Raw genomic sequence first — 17,954 nt, 5'->3', positions numbered from 1 at the left:
CCTTTCAAAATGAAAGGCTTTTTTATTTTACTGTATTGGGCAACTATTACATCCGCGTATGGTTTGATAACTGGTCGCCCGGGGAGATGAGCCAAAGGGACCATGCGCCGTAACTGAAATGGAAACATCTCTATCATAAGTGTTTTCTGAAATCTGATCAAATATTATTACAACAGTCCTATCACCCTGACCGCTTAAAATTTGCCCGCCAGGGCCTACCTCCCAAGTAAAACTGGTCGCATTAGGTACATTACTGACACTATAATTATATGGGCTACCTCCATACATCGGGCCATACGTTTGAACATGAGGGAGGACCATCTCCGTATTTTCGATAACCTTAGACAATATATTGCAACCATTTAAACTCGCTACAATAGTTCCTCCCTTTAAACTACTTGCCTTAATCAGTACATTAGGCCCCACAGCATTGCCAATGATCTGTAAATCACCTGTAACCGCCCAATTGAAATTAGAATTAATCGGAAAACCGTTATATTCTACTTTGTATAGAGACTCCTGATTCGTGTTTAACATCTCCGGACCGATAATATCCAGCCCCTTCGTTTCCAAAATTGTAAGATCCCCAGTCCAAACTGCTCCTGCGGAATTACCTGAGTTAGGCAATGCACTAAAACGTAAATAGTCAAAACATTTATCTGGGGTAAAAGTGAAGGAATGAACCATATTTCCATTGTCGTTAGGCAATTGATGCACAATCCCATTATTTGTAAAATTATTCAAATTCACGGGGCTGGATGTTGTGCAACCTGTATTACTTTCTGTGATATCATTTGACAATTGCGCCTGAAGAATTGGCTTTCTCTTAGGAGACTGAACTTTATCCCCTTCAACCTCATAAGCATCATATTTAACATTTACTGAAATGGTATATATTGCTCCATGCTTAAATGGATACTTCACAGCGTATCCACTCCCCGCTAAGGTATTTGTAGCATTTCTTACATACATAGCTACAAATTTATTATTCATATTATGATACGGCTGTATAATCGCAGCACTTCCGTGAGTACGCAAAAGCTGTACCTCAGAAACATCATTTCGATCAAAACAGCCAGTTGCTAATGAACTTAAATCGACGCTAACTGATTTTCCGGCACCCAAATGTGCAATTCCAGATGAAGACTGTTTAGTGGAAGCCTTAATCTGCAAAATCGCTTCGCTTAACGATATAGAATTTCCGTCTTTTTTGACTAAAGCAGATTTCTCCTCTAAAGAAGCTTCCTTTGAACATGAAAACAGCAACAACAACGCTACAAAAGATAAATATTTATTCATAATTTTAATTTAATTTTAAATAAAGATATGAATATTCGAAATATTAACAATATTTGACACAAAAACATTAAATTAAAAACAATAACAATCAAAATACTAAACATAAATAACTCTTTCTCGGCAAATCAAAGAATAACAACAGATTAAAACAAAACCGACAGAAACAACGGTAGCTAAGGCATTTTGCTTATAATTCTCAGGAGTAGCATAAACACTTCACAAAAACGACAAAACCATGTAAATGTCATGTTAACAATCTGACACTTCATCACAGATAACGTTTTTGAATTTGGTCAAACTATTGTGTAATTTTGCAAAAGAGAAATTTGAGTTTGAAAAAAGCCGTGCAAGTCGCCCGGCACGAATAGAAAAAGCTCATTAATCGTTACAATTCAACAACTTAAAAAACAAAAATATGTCATCAGTAGAGACAACTTACGTTCCTTATAAAGTTAAGGACATTTCACTGGCAGAATGGGGTCGTAAAGAGATTGGATTAGCAGAGGCAGAGATGCCGGGTCTAATGTCATTGCGCGAAGAATTCGGTCCTTCAAAACCATTAAAAGGTGCGCGCATCGCAGGATGTTTGCACATGACTATCCAGACTGCAGTTTTAATTGAAACTTTAGTTGAACTGGGTGCTGAAGTTACCTGGTCATCATGTAATATCTTTTCTACACAGGATCACGCTGCTGCGGCTATTGCTGCTGCAGGTATTCAGGTTTATGCCTGGAAAGGTCTGAATGAAGTAGATTTCGACTGGTGTATTGAGCAAACTTTACATTTTGGTCCTGAGCGTCAGCCATTAAATATGATCTTAGATGACGGTGGTGATTTAACCAACATGGTGTTCGATAAATATCCTGAGCTGATTGCTGCAATTAAAGGATTATCTGAAGAAACGACTACAGGTGTTCACCGTCTGTATGAGCGCATGAAAAATGGCACTTTACATTTACCTGCGATCAATGTTAACGATTCAGTTACCAAATCTAAATTCGACAATAAATACGGTTGCCGTGAGTCATTGGTTGATGCGATCCGTCGTGCAACTGATGTAATGATGGCTGGTAAAGTTGCCGTTGTTGCTGGTTACGGTGATGTGGGTAAAGGTTCTGCGGAATCATTAAGCTCACAAGGTGTACGTGTAATTGTATCTGAAATTGACCCGATCTGTGCATTACAGGCAGCAATGGAAGGATATGAAGTGAAAAAATTCGCTACAGCAGTTAAAGAAGCTGACATCGTAGTAACCACTACCGGTAACTGTGATATCGTTCGTGCAGAACACTTCAAACTGATGAAAGATAAAACTATCGTTTGTAACATTGGTCACTTCGATAATGAAATCGATGTTGCCTGGTTAAACTCAAACTATGGTGATACTAAAATTGAGATCAAACCTCAGGTTGATAAATATACCATTGATGGTAAAGACATCATCCTATTGGCTGAAGGTCGTTTGGTAAACTTAGGTTGCGCTACTGGTCACCCAAGTTTTGTAATGTCGAACTCTTTCACCAACCAAACTTTAGCGCAGTTAGAGCTTTGGACAAATACAGATAAATATGAGAACAAAGTTTATGTTCTTCCTAAATATCTTGATGAAAAAGTTGCCCGTTTACACTTAGCAAAAATCGGTGTGGAACTGGATGTTTTAGATCAACATCAAGCAGATTATATTGGTGTACCTGTGGAAGGTCCATTCAAACCTGAAGCTTACAGATACTAGAAATATCTTTTAAATAGAAAGGGCTGCTGTGTAAAACAGCAGCCCTTTTTTATGAAGCAACATTCCGCTAGAATGTCGTACTTAATGCTAAAGCTACTGTGAACAATGTTTCCTCCAATGGCACTTACAATTGTGCACCTTGTCCTGGTAGCGTACTCGCATTTCCATCTCTGATGGCCTGGTAATGCGGCGACATGATCTCCACTCCTGCTGCATCAAAAGCTTCGTGAATATTCTTATGAAGCTCTGAATAAATCAAAGCCATAATCTCTGGTTTATTAACATAAGCATTGACCTGATAGGATACATACCAATCGTCCAGACTGGTTTGCAATACAAATGGTTGCTTTTCCTTAACTACCCCCTCTGTTGCGAGTGCCGCATTGATCAGCAGACCGTGAATCGTTGTCCAGGGAATATCATAACCCAGTGTCAGGGTAGAATGGATGATCAGCCCCTCATTTCCACATAAACTTGTATAATTGACGGTATTTCCATTTAAAATTGCACTGTTTGGAATCGTAATGATTTCATTTTTTATCGTTTTTAAGCGGGTCACGAGTAAAGATTTTTCGAGCACTGCTCCGGTAATATCCCCTATTTTAACCACGTCTCCGAGTTTAAAAGGCCGCATATAGGTAATCACCATTCCTGCAACCCCATTACTGATGGCAGAAGAAGAACCAAAAGAAATGAGCAGTCCTAAAAATACAGAGACTCCTTTGAAAATTTCAGAATTAGAGCCTGGAATAAATGGCCAGATCACCACCAGCATAAAAGCATTCAAAACAATCTTTACAATATTATAGGTAGGCTTTGCCCAGTCTGGATAAAAACCATTCACCTTGAGTTTCTCCGTCTCGATCTCATCGGCCAGAAACTTAATTCCCTTTTTAATATAATGAAAGACAAAAACGATCACCACAATGGTAATCAGATTGGGAATGAAATTGATCATTGCACTGAAGATGTTTTTCAGTGGATTCAGTACAAAGCTGATCAGGCTATCTCCCCATGGCTTTGTCCACGGAAAAAGACGGAACACCAATGGAAGTGTAATGTAGATCAGTAAAAAGATCAGCAGAAATTTAAGCAGATTCAATGACCTGCCAATGAGCAACAATTCACTCCTTTTATTGATCAGCTCGTAATCCTTGATTTTAATGTTTCCGATTCTTTTCTGCAGTTTCACACTGATCCAGGCACGGAAACGGTTCGAGTATTTATTTAAATAGAAGATAGAAGCCCCGAGCGTCAATAAGATCAGGAGTCCTAAACCTGCACGCTTCAACAATTCGGAAACATCAGTCTCGCTTTTATATTCCTTTACATTTTTTACAATGATCTGCTGGTATGTTTTTGCAAGCACACGCTGATCCATACGCACCGAATCTGCATCAGCCTTAGACAAACTAATCAGAATATCCCCCTTGTAGACCAGGTCAGTAACCACAGAATCGTCTTCAATCTTAACAGAATCAGCGACAAAAAGAAGGTCCTCCGCCAATTTCTCCACCTTTTCTGAAGTGCGTTCTGCGCGTTCTGAAGCAGATAAAGAACCCAATCTGTTTTTAATGTGAAACAGCGTATCCTGATGTACAACAACGGGATATCCTTTCAGATCAACTTTAGCTTCCTGGGCATACAACACACTTTGTAAACTCAACAGGCATAGAAATGTAAAAAGGGACTTTTTGGACATTGGTGTAAGAAATTATCGTGATAGCTGACAACAAAATAAGGAAATAATCCACTATTTTTACCTCATGGCAAAATTATCTGTAAACATTAATAAAATCGCGACATTAAGAAACAGTCGTGGGGGTAACAATCCGGATTTGGTAAAGGTAGCGTTAGATTGTGAACGCTTTGGCGCAGAGGGCATCACCGTACATCCGCGACCAGATGAAAGACATATTCGTTATCAGGATGTGTTTGACCTGAAAGCCGTAATCGCTACAGAATTTAATATTGAAGGCAATTGCCGGGAACAGAAATTTGTAGACCTCGTACTCGCCAACAAACCAGCGCAAGTAACCTTAGTACCGGATGCCGAAGGACAAATCACTTCCAATCACGGCTGGGATACCATCAAAAATCAGGCATACCTTAAAGAGATGACCAGCTTATTCCAATCTGCCGGAATCAGGGTTTCCATATTTGTAGACCCGGTAGTCGAAATGATCGACGCAGCTGCGGAAAGTGGAACAGACCGGATCGAACTGTATACCGAAGACTACGCACGTCATTTCCAGACCGATAAAGAACAAGCCATCCTTCCTTATGTTGCAGCAGCAAAAAGAGCCAACGAACTCGGCCTTGGAATCAACGCAGGTCATGATCTGGACCTGCAGAACCTGAGCTATTTTGCCGCCAATATCCCTGGACTACTGGAGGTAAGCATCGGCCATGCCTTAATCAGTGATGCACTATACCTTGGATTAGAGAATACCGTTCAGATGTATTTAAGACAACTAAAAGATTAAATCCCCCTCCTATGAAACCATCATGATCTTACAATCACATAAGGAGCTCATGATCGCTTCATAACCATAAAAAACATACACTATGAAAAACTTAACCTTATTAACGATCTCTGCTGTATTTCTTTTCTTTATCACCGGTTGTAAAGGTGGTGCCGATAACCTGGACGAAGGTACCGCAACAGATGTCATTACCGCACACCTGAAAGCAAATCCTGAATTCGAAAGTGTCCGGATCAATGTTGGAGAAATGAAATTCCGGAGTAAAAATGATAAGGTTGAGCTGGAGAAATACAAGGGCCTGCAAGGAAAAGGCCTGGTTGAAATGACCTTACAGGATCAGAAAAAAAAGTTCTTATCGAAAGACAGTGTGTATGTATATCAGATTTCATTAACGGATAAATCAAAACCTTATGTCCTGAAACAGGATGCTTCAAAAGCAACACTCCGGGTGTTGGACTATGTTTTGGATCCCGAAAAACCCATCACGCTGATTAAAGGTGATTCCAGAGTAGCAAGAGTCACCGTATCCTTAAAAAAGGAACAGAATGACTTCGCTATCTTCCTGAAAGACAATAGAACAGCAAGCAATTTCATCACGAAAACCTATAAATTAAAGTTCAAAAAAGAAGAAGGCTGGGTACTGGTTGGGGATTAGTTTGATCAAAGTCTTTTACGCTTAGAGCTAAGGGGATTTTTTATTACCTTTGCGGAACTTTTTATATCATAGATTTCATGAGCTTAAATATTCATTACAAAGAAGACTTTAAAGATCGTCACATTGCCCCTAACACTGCCGATGTCGATGCCATGTTGCACACACTGGGACTAGGTTCTGTTGACGAATTAATAGAACAAACCGTTCCTCAAACGATCCGGTTGAAACAGCCATTAAACCTGCCACAGGCGAAATCTGAAAAGGATTACCTGAGCAGCTTAAAACAAACGGCTTCTTTAAACAAGGTTTTCAAATCTTATATCGGTCAGGGATATTATGACACCACCACTCCAGGCGTAATCTTACGTAACGTAATGGAAAACCCGGGATGGTATACGCAATACACGCCTTATCAGGCAGAGATTGCTCAGGGACGTTTACAGGCATTGTTAAACTTCCAGACCCTGGTAATCGACCTTACCGGTATGGAAATTGCAAATGCTTCCCTATTGGACGAAGGTACTGCTGCGGCTGAAGCGATGTTCATGCAGTTCAGCTTACGCAAAAATCAGGGCGCAAAGAAATTCTTTGTATCTGAATTGCTTTTCCCTCAAACTATTGACATTCTAAAAACCCGTGCCAATCCTTTTGGTATCGAGTTAGTAATAGGTGATCACCAAACCACCATCCTTAATGAGGAGTTCTTTGGCGCGATCATCCAATATCCAGCCGGCAACGGTGAAGTATTTGACTATACTGATTTTGCACAAAACGCACATACACTAAATGTAAAAGTTACTGTTGTTGCAGACCTTTTGAGCTTAACCTTATTGACTCCTCCGGGAGAATGGGGAGCTGACATTGTAGTAGGTACTACACAACGCTTCGGTGTACCAATGGGCTTTGGTGGTCCTCATGCGGCTTATTTCGCGACTAAAGATGAGTACAAACGTTCCATTCCAGGACGTATCATCGGTGTAACGATTGACAGCAATAACAATTATGCTTTACGTATGGCCCTTCAAACCAGGGAACAACATATCCGTAGAGATAAAGCAACTTCAAACATCTGTACTGCACAGGCATTACTGGCAATTATGGCTGGTTTCTATGCGGTTTACCATGGTCCTAAAGGATTAAAACTAATCGCTGAGCGTACTCATGGATTGGCCGTAACCTTAGCTGAATCTTTAGAAAAAGCAGGTTATACTCAATTGAATAAAGTTTACTTTGATACCATTCAGTTAGATCTTGGTAACCTTGTAGACTCGATCCACAGAGAATGTATCGACAATGAAATCAACCTGAACTACAAAGGAAGTGTAGTGACCATCGCTTTAGATGAAACTACTGCCATTGAAGATGTTCAGTTGTTGGTGAAAATCTTTGCTAAAGTGAAAGGTATCGCTGCTGATGCAGTAGAACTGGCCGATGAAAATGTAACAACGGTTATTCCTGCAGCACTTCAACGTACTTCTGCTTACTTAGGCCATCCGGTATTTAATGCACACCATTCAGAACATGAAATGTTGCGTTACATTAAATCATTGGAAGCAAAAGATCTTTCTCTTTGTCATTCGATGATTGCCTTAGGTTCATGTACGATGAAACTAAACGCAACGACAGAAATGATCCCTGTGACCTGGCCGGAATTCGGAAGAATCCATCCATTTGCACCTGCTGATCAGGTTGCAGGTTACTATACTGTATTTAATGAGCTTGACAAATGGTTGAGTGAAATCACTGGATTTGCAGCAATGAGTTTACAGCCAAATGCTGGTGCTCAGGGTGAATATGCAGGTTTAATGGTGATCAGAGCTTACCATCAGGATCGTGGTGATCATCACCGTAACATTGCTTTAATTCCTTCTTCCGCACACGGAACCAATCCTGCATCGGCAGCAATGGCAGGAATGAAAATCATCATCGTAAAATCTCTTGAAAACGGAAATATTGATGTTGATGATTTAAAAGCTAAAGCAGAAGAGAACAAAGAAAATCTTTCCTGCTTAATGGTGACTTATCCATCTACACACGGGGTATTCGAAGAAAGCATTATCGACATCTGTAACATCATCCATGAAAATGGCGGACAAGTATATATGGATGGTGCCAATATGAATGCTCAGGTAGGATTAACCAGCCCGGGTAATATCGGTGCTGACGTTTGTCACCTTAACTTACACAAAACATTCTGTATCCCTCACGGTGGTGGTGGTCCTGGTATGGGTCCGATCGGTGTGGCAAAACACCTGGTTCCTTACCTACCAGCTCACGCAGTAGTAGACATCAGCAAAGAAAAATCTATTCATGCGGTTTCTTCGGCTCCATGGGGTTCAGCATCGATCTTAGTGATCTCTCATGCTTATATCGCAATGATGGGTGGCGAAGGTTTAACCAGCGCAACCAAACATGCAATTCTTAACGCCAATTATATGAAAGCGCGTTTAGAGCAACATTATCCGGTATTATATTCAGGTGCTAACGGACGTTGCGCACACGAAATGATCCTGGATTGCAGAGCTTTCAAAAACTTCGGAATCGAAGTGGTAGATATCGCAAAACGTTTAATGGATTATGGTTTCCACGCACCTACAGTATCTTTCCCGGTAGCAGGCACGCTAATGGTAGAGCCTACAGAAAGTGAGCCTAAACATGAGTTAGACAGATTCTGTGATGCTTTAATTGCCATCAGAAAAGAAGTAGCGGGAGTTGAAAACGGTGATTTAGACAAAACAGATAACCCATTGAAAAATGCACCACACACGGCTACAGTTGTGACAGGTGATGAATGGAACCATAACTATAGCAGACAGACTGCGGCATTCCCTCTTCCTTATGTTGCGGCCTACAAATTCTGGCCTTCAGTAGGTAGAGTTAATGATTCATTCGGCGACAGGTCACTGGTTTGTGCTTGTCCTCCGATTGAAAGCTATATGGAAGAAGAAACCGTTTAAAATACTGGAATCAGTTAAACCTTTTAATATATTTATCATCTGAATATATTAAAAGGTCTAAACTGACCGAAGCATAGAAAAACCACAAACCATTAAACATGAAATTAAAATTAACTTCCCTGGCCTTACTGATTGTAGTAATTGCCTCATCGGCTTTCATAGCCCCGGTATTTAAAGCAGATACTTACAAAGTTGATGCATCAAAATCATCCATCACATGGGTAGGCAAAAAACTAACAGGTAGTCACAATGGTACTATCGACCTTCAGTCGGGTTCATTGTCCTTCAATGGAAAAAAATTAGCAGGCGGTAATTTCGTGATTGACATGACCACTATTAAGGATGCTGACAAAAGCGCAAATTTAGAAAAGCACTTAAAAGCAGACGATTTTTTTGGAACGGATAAATTTGCTTCCTCAACATTCACGATTAAAAAAGTTGCCGGAAATGGAAACACCGTAAATGTAACCGGAGATCTGACCATCAAAGGAATTACAAATTCGATCACTTTCCCTGCTACCTTAGCATGGAACGCAGATGGCTCTGTGACTGCCTCAGCAGATAAAGTAAGCGTTGACAGAACCAAATTCGGGATTAAATACAAATCTAAAAGTATCTTCCCTGAGATCGGTGATAAGATGATAAATGACGAATTTGAACTGGCTATTAAACTGGTAGCTAAAAAATAGTTCGTTTAATTTTATTTAAAAAAAGGCCATTATTGTATAGTGGCCTTTTTTTTGTAACATAATAGATATCACTTCCGCCATTTACACATATTTTATAACTTTATAGTTACACAAGAATTTTACCGTTACGCTTTGACCTCTATGATGACCTCAAAAATTAAGCTACTTGTAATTGATGATGACGACATCAATATTTTCATCATAAAAAAAATAGTAGAAAAAACGGGGTACAATGTAGAAATGATCTCCAAAACAAATGGTCAAATGGCCATCGACTATCTTACGGGGGTACTCAGTTCTGCTGAAACCCTGCCACAGCTGATCCTCATTGACATTAACATGCCGGTTTTAAATGGATGGGAGTTTCTGGAAGCCTACGAAAAACTAGGTGTACCCCAAAAAGTAGACATGTATATGCTCTCTTCTTCGGTATACGAGAATGACATTGAAAAAGCAAAAACCTATACTATGGTTAAAGGATTTATTTCCAAACCGCTATCCATAGAAAGGTTAACCGAACTGCTGAAATTAGTCGAACAGCAGACTAATGGATTTTAAACTGCCCCTCGTTAAAAGTAACAAAACCTGTGGCCCTTGACTTACCGTGATAAAACAGGCAGTTCCAGTGTTCTGCTGCTGCCTTCTGACCGAACTCTTCACGAAGCTCCATTGCTTTTCTGCCATCAAAATCATACTTGGCGATAAACTTTCTCAGTAACTCCTCAGGTTCCGGCAATACATCACCTCCAAAAAATACTTTATCCGTTCCATCGTCCAGCAGGAAAACCTGGTGAAAAGGACAATGTGCTCCAGTAAGCTCATAACTAATTTCCGGCGTCAATTGCCCGGAACCTTCAATGAAATTCAACTGCGCATTCCGCTGTAAGAAATCGAAGATCTCTGTTTTATAGGAAGAAGAAGTATTGGTAAAGGCATTTTCCCACTCTCCACGCTGAATCACATAAACGGCGTCAGGGAAGCTCAGTTCGACCTTATCCCCAACCTGATGAATCATTCCTCCGGAATGGTCAAAATGTAAATGAGACATCAGCACCATGGTCACCTCTTCCGGTTTAAATCCCGCTTTTTTAATGTTTTCGTGCAAAATCAACTGCCCTTTTTCATTGCTATAGCCCAAACCGGTATCAAACAAGATCAGGTCATTCTCCAGTTTCACCAGGAAAGGTTGAACATGAATAAACAAGGATGCAGGACGGTCTTTTGGGTGATCCGTTTCCGGATTAAAAGGAAGGAATTTTTTAGTCGCATCTACGGAATAAGATCCTTCATATAAAGTGAAAACTTGCAATGGCGTAGTTATTAGTAAGAAGAAATAATTTAATGATATATTTACGATTCGTTGCAAAGATATGGAACCTCTGGGAACTTATGGCTTAAAAACACAAGCAAGAGGTTCATCGGAGCGTCATAACCGCACAAGAGCGCTTGTGCATTCGGGAACGCAGCGAAGAATAACCAATTATCCGACAAAAAAAGACAATAAACACTAATGGAAAAAAGATGGGTGCAAGCTGTACAGGGAAATAAAGAAACGACAGATTTGCTTGCACAGCAACTAAATATAGACCACAGTTTAGCACAGATATTAGTACAAAGGGACATCTCTACTTTTGAAGAAGCAAAAGATTTTTTCAGGCCACAAATGGCACAATTACATGACCCCTTTCTGATGAAGGACATGGATAAAGCCATCGCAAGAATTGACCTGGCCCTCCGTAAACAGGAAAAGATCCTGGTGTATGGAGATTATGATGTGGATGGAACCACCTCAGTAGCCCTAACCTATAGCTTCTTCAGCCAGTTCACTGAAAATATTGAATATTATATTCCAGACCGGCATAAGGAAGGATATGGGATCTCGACCCAGGGAATTGACTATGCCCATAAAAATGGACAAAGCCTCATCATTGCCCTGGATTGCGGGATCAAGTCAGTGGATAAGGTAGCCTATGCAAATACGCTGGGTATAGATTTCATCATCTGTGATCACCACCTTCCGGGAGATGAGCTGCCCGCAGCAGCAGCATTACTGGACCCCAAGCGAAATGATTGCCCCTACCCTTTTAAAGAACTGGCAGGTTGCGGAATCGGATTTAAACTCGCCCAGGCCTATTGCATCACGCATGGACTTCCGGCAGAAAGATACCAGCAATACCTGGACCTTGTGATGGTCAGTATTGCCGCAGATATTGTTCCCGTAGAAGATGAAAACAGAATATTAGCCTACCACGGACTGATCAAGTTAAACCAGAATCCATGCATGGGCCTGAAGGCATTGATGGACATTTCCGGAAGGAACAAGGATTATACTCTGACCGATGTGGTTTTTGTACTGGCACCAAGGATCAATGCGGCTGGCCGGATGGACCATGCCAATGAAGCCGTAAAAATGTTATTGTGCGCGGAAGACAGCATTGCATTGTCGCAAAGCGAATTCATCAATCAGCAAAATACAGAGCGTAAAACCTCCGATCAGAACATTACCGCAGAAGCACTGGCTTTGATCGCAGATTGCGACATCCTGATCAATAAAAAAACGACAGTAGTGTATCATGAAAGCTGGAACAAAGGGGTGATTGGAATCGTTGCTTCCCGTCTGACCGAAAAATATTACCGCCCAACGATTGTGCTGACAAAATCCAATGGCTTGCTCACCGGTTCGGCACGTTCCGTAGCTGGCTTTGATCTTTATGAAGCACTATTGGGCTGTGAAGACTTACTCGTACAGTTTGGCGGACATAAATTCGCAGCCGGACTGACCATGATGCCGGAAAATATCGATGCCTTTTCAGAGCGGTTTGAAGAAATTGTTGCTTCCAGTATTACCGACGACTTGTTATGTCCTGAAATAAAGATAGATACAGAGATTCAATTTTCGCAGATTGATGGCAAATTTCAACGCATCATCTCACAAATGGCGCCGTTTGGACCACATAATCCGGCACCTATTTTTGTAACACATGGGGTAAGTCTGGTGGCAAAGCCTTATGTTGTGGCGACAAAACATTTAAAATTAAATGTAAAACAACAAAATTCAGCTATTTTTGAAAGCATTGGATTTGGCTTGGCAGAGTTTGAAACGCTCTTACAACCAAACCAACCTTTTTCTATTTGTTATACAATAGAAGAAAATATCTGGAAAGAACAGAGACGTTTGCAATTGAATATTAAAGGGATTAAGATATAAATGATATTAAGAGCTGAAAATCTAATCAAAAAATACAAGCAGAGAACCGTCGTAAATGACGTTTCATTTTCTGTGAGCCAAGGAGAAATTGTGGGTTTACTTGGACCTAACGGAGCGGGAAAAACGACTTCATTTTATATGATTGTCGGCTTGATCAAACCTAATGAAGGCACTATTTTTTTAGATGATGAGGATATCACAGCTGATGCCATGTATAAAAGGGCACAGAAAGGAATTGGTTACCTGGCACAGGAAGCCTCTGTATTCCGCAAACTATCCGTTGAAGATAACATCATGGCCATCCTGGAGATGACCAACATGAGCCGGGAAGAGCGCCATGAGAAACTGGAAGAACTGATCAACGAATTCAGCTTGCATAAAGTGCGCAAAAACCGTGGAGACCTGCTTTCAGGAGGAGAACGCCGGAGAACAGAGATCGCAAGAGCCCTCGCGGCAAGCCCGAATTTCATCTTACTGGATGAGCCTTTTGCAGGGGTCGATCCCATTGCAGTAGAAGAGATCCAAACGATTGTAGCTAAACTAAAACAAAAAAACATAGGGATCTTAATTACCGACCATAACGTACAGGAAACACTTTCCATCACGGACAGGGCATACCTGCTGTTTGAAGGTAAAATATTAGAGTCAGGCACCCCTGAAGTACTTGCTGCCAATGAAATGGTAAGAAGAGTATATCTTGGATCAAACTTCGTGCTCCGTACTAAAAAATTATAACCCTTATTCACCGTAACAGATGGCAATTGTAAATTCGATTTTTACCTGGTATATGAAAAAGCGTGTCCATCAGATCGAGCTTTTCATGAAATACCCGCATGATGTACAGGAAGAATGGTTTCAGAAACTGATTTCCAGCGCAGCGGATACAGAATGGGGGACGAAATATGAATACCGCTCCATTCTTTCTCCCAAACAGTTTAAGGAAAGAGTACCGATACAGAACTATGACACCTTAAAACCATATATAGAACGAATGCTTAAAGGGGAACAAAACATCCTTTGGCCTTCAGAAATTAAATGGTTCGCGAAATCGTCAGGTACAACCAGCGACAGAAGTAAATTTATTCCGGTATCAGAAGAATCTTTGCAGGAATGTCATTTTAAAGGGGGTAAAGACCTTTTATCGATCTTCTGCAACAACCGTCCCGATAATCAGATCCTGACAGGAAAAGGATTGGTCCTTGGCGGAAGCCATCAGATCAACCAGCTGAATGAAGACTCATTTTATGGTGACCTTTCTGCTGTCCTGATCAAAAATCTGCCCATGTGGGCGGAATATTACCGCACGCCAAACATTTCCATCGCCTTAATGGACAACTATGAGGAGAAAATGGAAAAGATGGCGGAGGCAACGATCAAAGAAAATGTAACCAATATTGCAGGAGTTCCTACCTGGACGATTGTCCTGGCAAAAAAGGTCCTGGAAATCACCGGAAAAAAGAACCTGCTGGAAGTATGGCCTAACCTGGAGCTCTACATTCATGGTGCCGTGAATTTCAAACCCTACCGGGAGCAGTTTAAAGAATTGATTCCTTGTAATGAAATGTATTACCTGGAAACTTACAATGCTTCTGAAGGCTTCTTTGGCATTCAGGACGAGGGGGATTCAGATGAGCTCCTGCTCATGCTGGATTATGGCATTTACTATGAATTCCTGCCCATCGAGCAATTAGAAGAGGAAAATCCGGAGACTTTAGCTCTGGATCAGGTTCAGTTAAATAAAAATTACGCGATCATTATTTCTACAAACGGAGGTTTATGGCGCTATATGATTGGCGATACGATCCAGTTTACCAGTCTTTCTCCTTACCGCATTAAAATTACCGGCAGAACCAAACATTTCATCAATGCATTCGGGGAAGAGGTGATCATCGACAATGCAGAGCAAGCCATTTGCAAGGCATGTACTGAAACCGGAGCCGTTTTCAAGGATTACACCGCCTGTCCTATTTATTTTAAAGGAGAGGAAGTGGGAGGCCATGAATGGATCATTGAATTCGATCAGCAACCCAATGATTTTGAAAAGTTTGTAGACGTTCTGGATCAGACACTGCGTGAAGTAAATTCTGATTATGATGCCAAGCGCTTTAAAGACATGGCCCTGCGCAGACCAAAGGTCCACAATGCACCTTACAATACCTTTTACAACTGGTTAAAGTCTAAGGGTAAGTTAGGTGGGCAGCATAAAGTGCCGAGGTTAGCCAACGAACGCACCTATGTGGAAGAAATATTGCCAATGATGAAGTAAAAGATTTTTTCGGCAGGTCCCCATTGTAAATTAGCTTTTATTTCAGTAAATTTAATTAGCTAATTATTAATGTGTTATGAAAACCGTAAAACAACTACTCAGCACTAAATCAGCGGATATTTTTTCTGTTCCTGCGGACACATCCGTTCTGAATGCCCTAAGGGTAATGATGGAAAAGAACATCAGTGCCCTGCTTATTCTGGAAGAACGTCAGTTATTAGGAATCTTTACGGAAAGGGATTATGCGCGAAAGATCATTCTTCAGGGAAAAGCTTCCGCAGATACCCTGCTCAGTGAAGTTATGACTGCCGACCCTATTACGGTGTCACCGGGAGATAGCCTTGACCATTGTATGCAAACGATGACCGATAAACACATCAGACATTTACCGGTGATTCAGGAAAATCAGTTGATTGGAATGGTATCCATCGGCGATGTGGTCAAGTTCATTATGGAAGATCAAAAACAAACCATCTCTCAGTTAGAGAGTTATATCAGCAGCTAAAATGAAAAAGCCGGCCCTTATCACGGAGCCGGCTTTTTCATTTTAAATCTGGATGATGTTACCAGATTTTAACTCTTTTCTCTGGTGCCAGATATAAAGAATCTGTCGTTTTCACTTTGAAAGCGGTATAGAATTCAGGAATGTTTCTCACTACGCCGTTCACCCTGAACTGTGCAGGAGAATGAGGGTCTGTCCCAACCTGATTTCTCAATGCTTCTGCATTGGATTTATTTGACCATACCTGTCCCCAGCCGATAAACACACGTTGCTCACCGGTAAAACCATCCATCACTGGTGCTGCTTTACCATTCAGACTCGCTTTGTAGGCTTTTAAGGCAATGCTCAATCCACCAAGGTCACCGATGTTCTCGCCAAGTGTAAATTCGCCATTTACATTCAGGTCTGGAAACACTTTAAATGCACTGTATTGCGCGACTAAAGCATTTGTTCTTTTCTTAAATTCTGAATTGTCTTTTGCAGTCCACCAGTTGCGCATTACGCCATCACCATCAAAGGTGCTACCCTGATCGTCAAAACCATGACCAACCTCATGACCAATTACCGCCCCTATTCCTCCATAATTTACCGCATCTTCTGCATTCATATCAAAGAAAGGAGGTTGTAAAATCGCTGCAGGGAACACAATCTCATTCATTGTCGGATTGTAATACGCATTCACCGTCTGAGGTGTCATTCCCCACTCTGTACGGTCAACAGGTTTACCCAACTTATTCAATGTACGGTTATACTCAAACTCCGCAGCACGTTTCTCATTTCCATAAAGGTCATGTTTAACCACTTTTAAAGCAGAATAATCTCTCCATTTATCAGGATATCCGATTTTAGGGGTGAACTTACTGATTTTCTCCAATGCTTGCTTTTTCGTCTCCGGGCTCATCCAGTCCAGTTCTTTAATACTTGATTCGTAAGCTTTCAACAGGTTATCTACCAGTTTAAGCATGCGTTCTTTTGCTGCAGGTGGAAAATGTTTCTCCACATATAGCTTACCAACCATCTCACCCAAACTGCCGTTCACCACGTCTACTGCCCTGCGCCATTGAGGTTTTTGTTCTTTCACACCATAAAGGGTTTTAGAATAAAAATCAAAGTTCTCCTGATCTACAGCGGTATTCAGTGCTCCTGAGGCTCCGGTTAAAGCGCTCCATTTCAGGTAGGTTTTCCAGGTATCCAAAGGTGTATTTTTCAGAATTCCATTCAACTCCTTGGTGTAAGCAACCTGAGTTACGACCAAACTATCCTGGTTTTTAACGCCTGCTTCAGAAAGCAAGGTCGTCCAGTCAAAATCCGGCATCAGTTTACCCAGGTCTTTGATGGCATATTTATTATATAAGCCAGCCATATTCCTGGTTTCTTCTTTCTTCATGTGCCTGGAAGCAATCAGTGTTTCCAGTGCCATGATCTGAGCAGCTTTCGCTTTCGCATCGGCTATGCCACCAAGGGTCAGCATGCGCTCAATATGAACCTGATATTTGGCACGGATCTCTTTAGATTTGGCATCTGTCAATGAATAATATTCACGTTCAGGAAGCCCTAATCCACCTTGCCAGGTATACAGCATATATTTCTTAGGATCTTTAAAATCTTCAATCACCCCCACATTAAAAGGAATGATATTTCCGATCTTATTGGCGTAAGCAAAGTAAGCAGAAAGGTCTTTTGCCGAAGCAATCGCATCAATCTTTTTAAATTCTGCAGCCATTGGCGCCAATCCGATAGAATCACGCACCTTCATGTTCATATAAGATTCATAGAAATCGCCGATCTTCTGTTCATCAGAACCTTCGGTAGCGCTGCCTTTAGCCGCATTCTCGATAATTGCCTTGACATCTTCCTGAGCCTTATCGTTAACGATAGCACCTACGCCATAGGAAGCTTTATCTGAAGGGATCTTCGTGTTTTTCATCCAGGTACCATTCACGTACTCCGTAAAATTATTTCCCGGAGAGGCTGTAGTATCCATATTTTTAAGGATGATTCCCGAGTGCAGCTCTTGATTTGTACCAGAGTTACTGCAAGCAGCGAGAAATAACATGGAACCTGCTACCATAGGAATTCCAATCGATTTTTTCATTTTTATCATAAAAAATATTTAGGTATGATTCAAATTTAACAAAAGATATGGAATGGAACCAAATG

General features: G+C 41.0%; 15 protein-coding genes. 11 read left to right on the top strand and 4 right to left on the bottom strand.

All coding sequences use genetic code 11. The features are described from left to right. Positions 1-27 precede the first annotated feature (27 nt). A complete protein-coding gene (locus AAFF35_RS01190) occupies positions 28-1,299 on the bottom strand; it encodes a hypothetical protein (RefSeq protein WP_342330510.1) in 1,272 nt (423 codons plus the stop codon). 415 nt (positions 1,300-1,714) lie between these two features. Here AAFF35_RS01190 and ahcY point away from each other — a divergent pair, with 415 nt between their 5' ends. Further along, positions 1,715-3,031 carry an adenosylhomocysteinase gene (gene ahcY / locus AAFF35_RS01185; protein ID WP_124585147.1) on the top strand — a complete coding sequence of 439 codons (1,317 nt, stop codon included), beginning with the start codon at positions 1,715-1,717 and terminating at the stop codon, positions 3,029-3,031. 124 nt (positions 3,032-3,155) lie between these two features. On the opposite strand, the gene AAFF35_RS01180 is transcribed toward ahcY, so the two are convergent. Continuing rightward, positions 3,156-4,733 (bottom strand): mechanosensitive ion channel domain-containing protein, encoded by a 1,578-nt coding sequence (locus AAFF35_RS01180; protein ID WP_342330509.1) that lies wholly within the window; start codon positions 4,731-4,733, stop codon positions 3,156-3,158. 64 nt (positions 4,734-4,797) lie between these two features. Here AAFF35_RS01180 and AAFF35_RS01175 point away from each other — a divergent pair, with 64 nt between their 5' ends. From AAFF35_RS01175 to AAFF35_RS01155, 5 genes are all read left to right on the top strand, one after another. Further along, positions 4,798-5,517 (top strand): pyridoxine 5'-phosphate synthase, encoded by a 720-nt coding sequence (locus AAFF35_RS01175; protein WP_342330508.1) that lies wholly within the window; start codon positions 4,798-4,800, stop codon positions 5,515-5,517. 82 nt (positions 5,518-5,599) lie between these two features. Continuing rightward, a complete protein-coding gene (locus AAFF35_RS01170; RefSeq protein ID WP_342330507.1) occupies positions 5,600-6,172 on the top strand; it encodes a hypothetical protein in 573 nt (190 codons plus the stop codon). A gap of 77 nt (positions 6,173-6,249) precedes the next feature. Next, positions 6,250-9,129 (top strand): aminomethyl-transferring glycine dehydrogenase, encoded by a 2,880-nt coding sequence (gene gcvP, locus AAFF35_RS01165; protein ID WP_342330506.1) that lies wholly within the window; start codon positions 6,250-6,252, stop codon positions 9,127-9,129. Between the two features lie 98 nt (positions 9,130-9,227). Then, positions 9,228-9,818: a YceI family protein gene (locus tag AAFF35_RS01160; protein ID WP_342330505.1), complete on the top strand. Its 591-nt coding sequence runs from the start codon at positions 9,228-9,230 to the stop codon at positions 9,816-9,818. A gap of 141 nt (positions 9,819-9,959) precedes the next feature. After that, positions 9,960-10,376: a response regulator gene (locus tag AAFF35_RS01155; RefSeq protein ID WP_342330504.1), complete on the top strand. Its 417-nt coding sequence runs from the start codon at positions 9,960-9,962 to the stop codon at positions 10,374-10,376. On the opposite strand, the gene AAFF35_RS01150 is transcribed toward AAFF35_RS01155, so the two are convergent. Next, positions 10,363-11,127, bottom strand: a complete 765-nt coding sequence (locus tag AAFF35_RS01150) for an MBL fold metallo-hydrolase (protein ID WP_342330503.1) — start codon at positions 11,125-11,127, stop codon at positions 10,363-10,365. The genes AAFF35_RS01155 and AAFF35_RS01150 overlap by 14 nt on opposite strands. A 61-nt stretch (positions 11,128-11,188) precedes the next feature. Here AAFF35_RS01150 and AAFF35_RS01145 point away from each other — a divergent pair, with 61 nt between their 5' ends. From AAFF35_RS01145 to AAFF35_RS01125, 5 genes are all read left to right on the top strand, one after another. Next, on the top strand, positions 11,189-11,329 hold the full coding sequence (locus AAFF35_RS01145; RefSeq protein WP_342330502.1) for a hypothetical protein: 141 nt from the start codon (positions 11,189-11,191) through the stop codon (positions 11,327-11,329). Further along, positions 11,329-13,026 carry a single-stranded-DNA-specific exonuclease RecJ gene (gene recJ, locus AAFF35_RS01140; protein WP_342330501.1) on the top strand — a complete coding sequence of 566 codons (1,698 nt, stop codon included), beginning with the start codon at positions 11,329-11,331 and terminating at the stop codon, positions 13,024-13,026. Before AAFF35_RS01145 ends, recJ begins: the two co-directional genes overlap by 1 nt. Next, positions 13,027-13,761, top strand: coding sequence for an LPS export ABC transporter ATP-binding protein (gene lptB, locus AAFF35_RS01135; protein WP_342330500.1), 735 nt, complete (start codon positions 13,027-13,029; stop codon positions 13,759-13,761). A gap of 19 nt (positions 13,762-13,780) precedes the next feature. Then, complete coding sequence (locus AAFF35_RS01130; RefSeq protein WP_342330499.1) at positions 13,781-15,292, top strand: GH3 auxin-responsive promoter family protein; 1,512 nt, start codon at positions 13,781-13,783, stop codon at positions 15,290-15,292. Positions 15,293-15,368: 76 nt separating this feature from the next. Further along, positions 15,369-15,797 (top strand): CBS domain-containing protein, encoded by a 429-nt coding sequence (locus tag AAFF35_RS01125; RefSeq protein ID WP_342330498.1) that lies wholly within the window; start codon positions 15,369-15,371, stop codon positions 15,795-15,797. A gap of 58 nt (positions 15,798-15,855) precedes the next feature. On the opposite strand, the gene AAFF35_RS01120 is transcribed toward AAFF35_RS01125, so the two are convergent. Beyond that, positions 15,856-17,889: a M13 family metallopeptidase gene (locus AAFF35_RS01120; RefSeq protein ID WP_342330497.1), complete on the bottom strand. Its 2,034-nt coding sequence runs from the start codon at positions 17,887-17,889 to the stop codon at positions 15,856-15,858. Between the last annotated feature and the right edge of the window lie 65 nt (positions 17,890-17,954).

The organism is Pedobacter sp. FW305-3-2-15-E-R2A2 (assembly GCF_038446955.1).
GTDB lineage: Bacteria > Bacteroidota > Bacteroidia > Sphingobacteriales > Sphingobacteriaceae > Pedobacter.
This window is presented reverse-complemented; position numbering and strand designations above follow the sequence as displayed.

Coding starts and splice junctions, on each gene's coding strand:
- recJ (WP_342330501.1), top strand. CDS start 11,329: ATGGAAAAAAGATGGGTGCAAGCTGTACAGGGAAATAAAGAAACGACA.
- ahcY (WP_124585147.1), top strand. CDS start 1,715: ATGTCATCAGTAGAGACAACTTACGTTCCTTATAAAGTTAAGGACATT.
- AAFF35_RS01180 (WP_342330509.1), bottom strand. CDS start 4,733: ATGTCCAAAAAGTCCCTTTTTACATTTCTATGCCTGTTGAGTTTACAA.
- AAFF35_RS01160 (WP_342330505.1), top strand. CDS start 9,228: ATGAAATTAAAATTAACTTCCCTGGCCTTACTGATTGTAGTAATTGCC.
- AAFF35_RS01125 (WP_342330498.1), top strand. CDS start 15,369: ATGAAAACCGTAAAACAACTACTCAGCACTAAATCAGCGGATATTTTT.
- AAFF35_RS01170 (WP_342330507.1), top strand. CDS start 5,600: ATGAAAAACTTAACCTTATTAACGATCTCTGCTGTATTTCTTTTCTTT.
- AAFF35_RS01130 (WP_342330499.1), top strand. CDS start 13,781: ATGGCAATTGTAAATTCGATTTTTACCTGGTATATGAAAAAGCGTGTC.
- AAFF35_RS01175 (WP_342330508.1), top strand. CDS start 4,798: ATGGCAAAATTATCTGTAAACATTAATAAAATCGCGACATTAAGAAAC.
- AAFF35_RS01120 (WP_342330497.1), bottom strand. CDS start 17,889: ATGAAAAAATCGATTGGAATTCCTATGGTAGCAGGTTCCATGTTATTT.
- AAFF35_RS01190 (WP_342330510.1), bottom strand. CDS start 1,299: ATGAATAAATATTTATCTTTTGTAGCGTTGTTGTTGCTGTTTTCATGT.
- gcvP (WP_342330506.1), top strand. CDS start 6,250: ATGAGCTTAAATATTCATTACAAAGAAGACTTTAAAGATCGTCACATT.
- lptB (WP_342330500.1), top strand. CDS start 13,027: ATGATATTAAGAGCTGAAAATCTAATCAAAAAATACAAGCAGAGAACC.
- AAFF35_RS01145 (WP_342330502.1), top strand. CDS start 11,189: ATGGAACCTCTGGGAACTTATGGCTTAAAAACACAAGCAAGAGGTTCA.
- AAFF35_RS01155 (WP_342330504.1), top strand. CDS start 9,960: ATGATGACCTCAAAAATTAAGCTACTTGTAATTGATGATGACGACATC.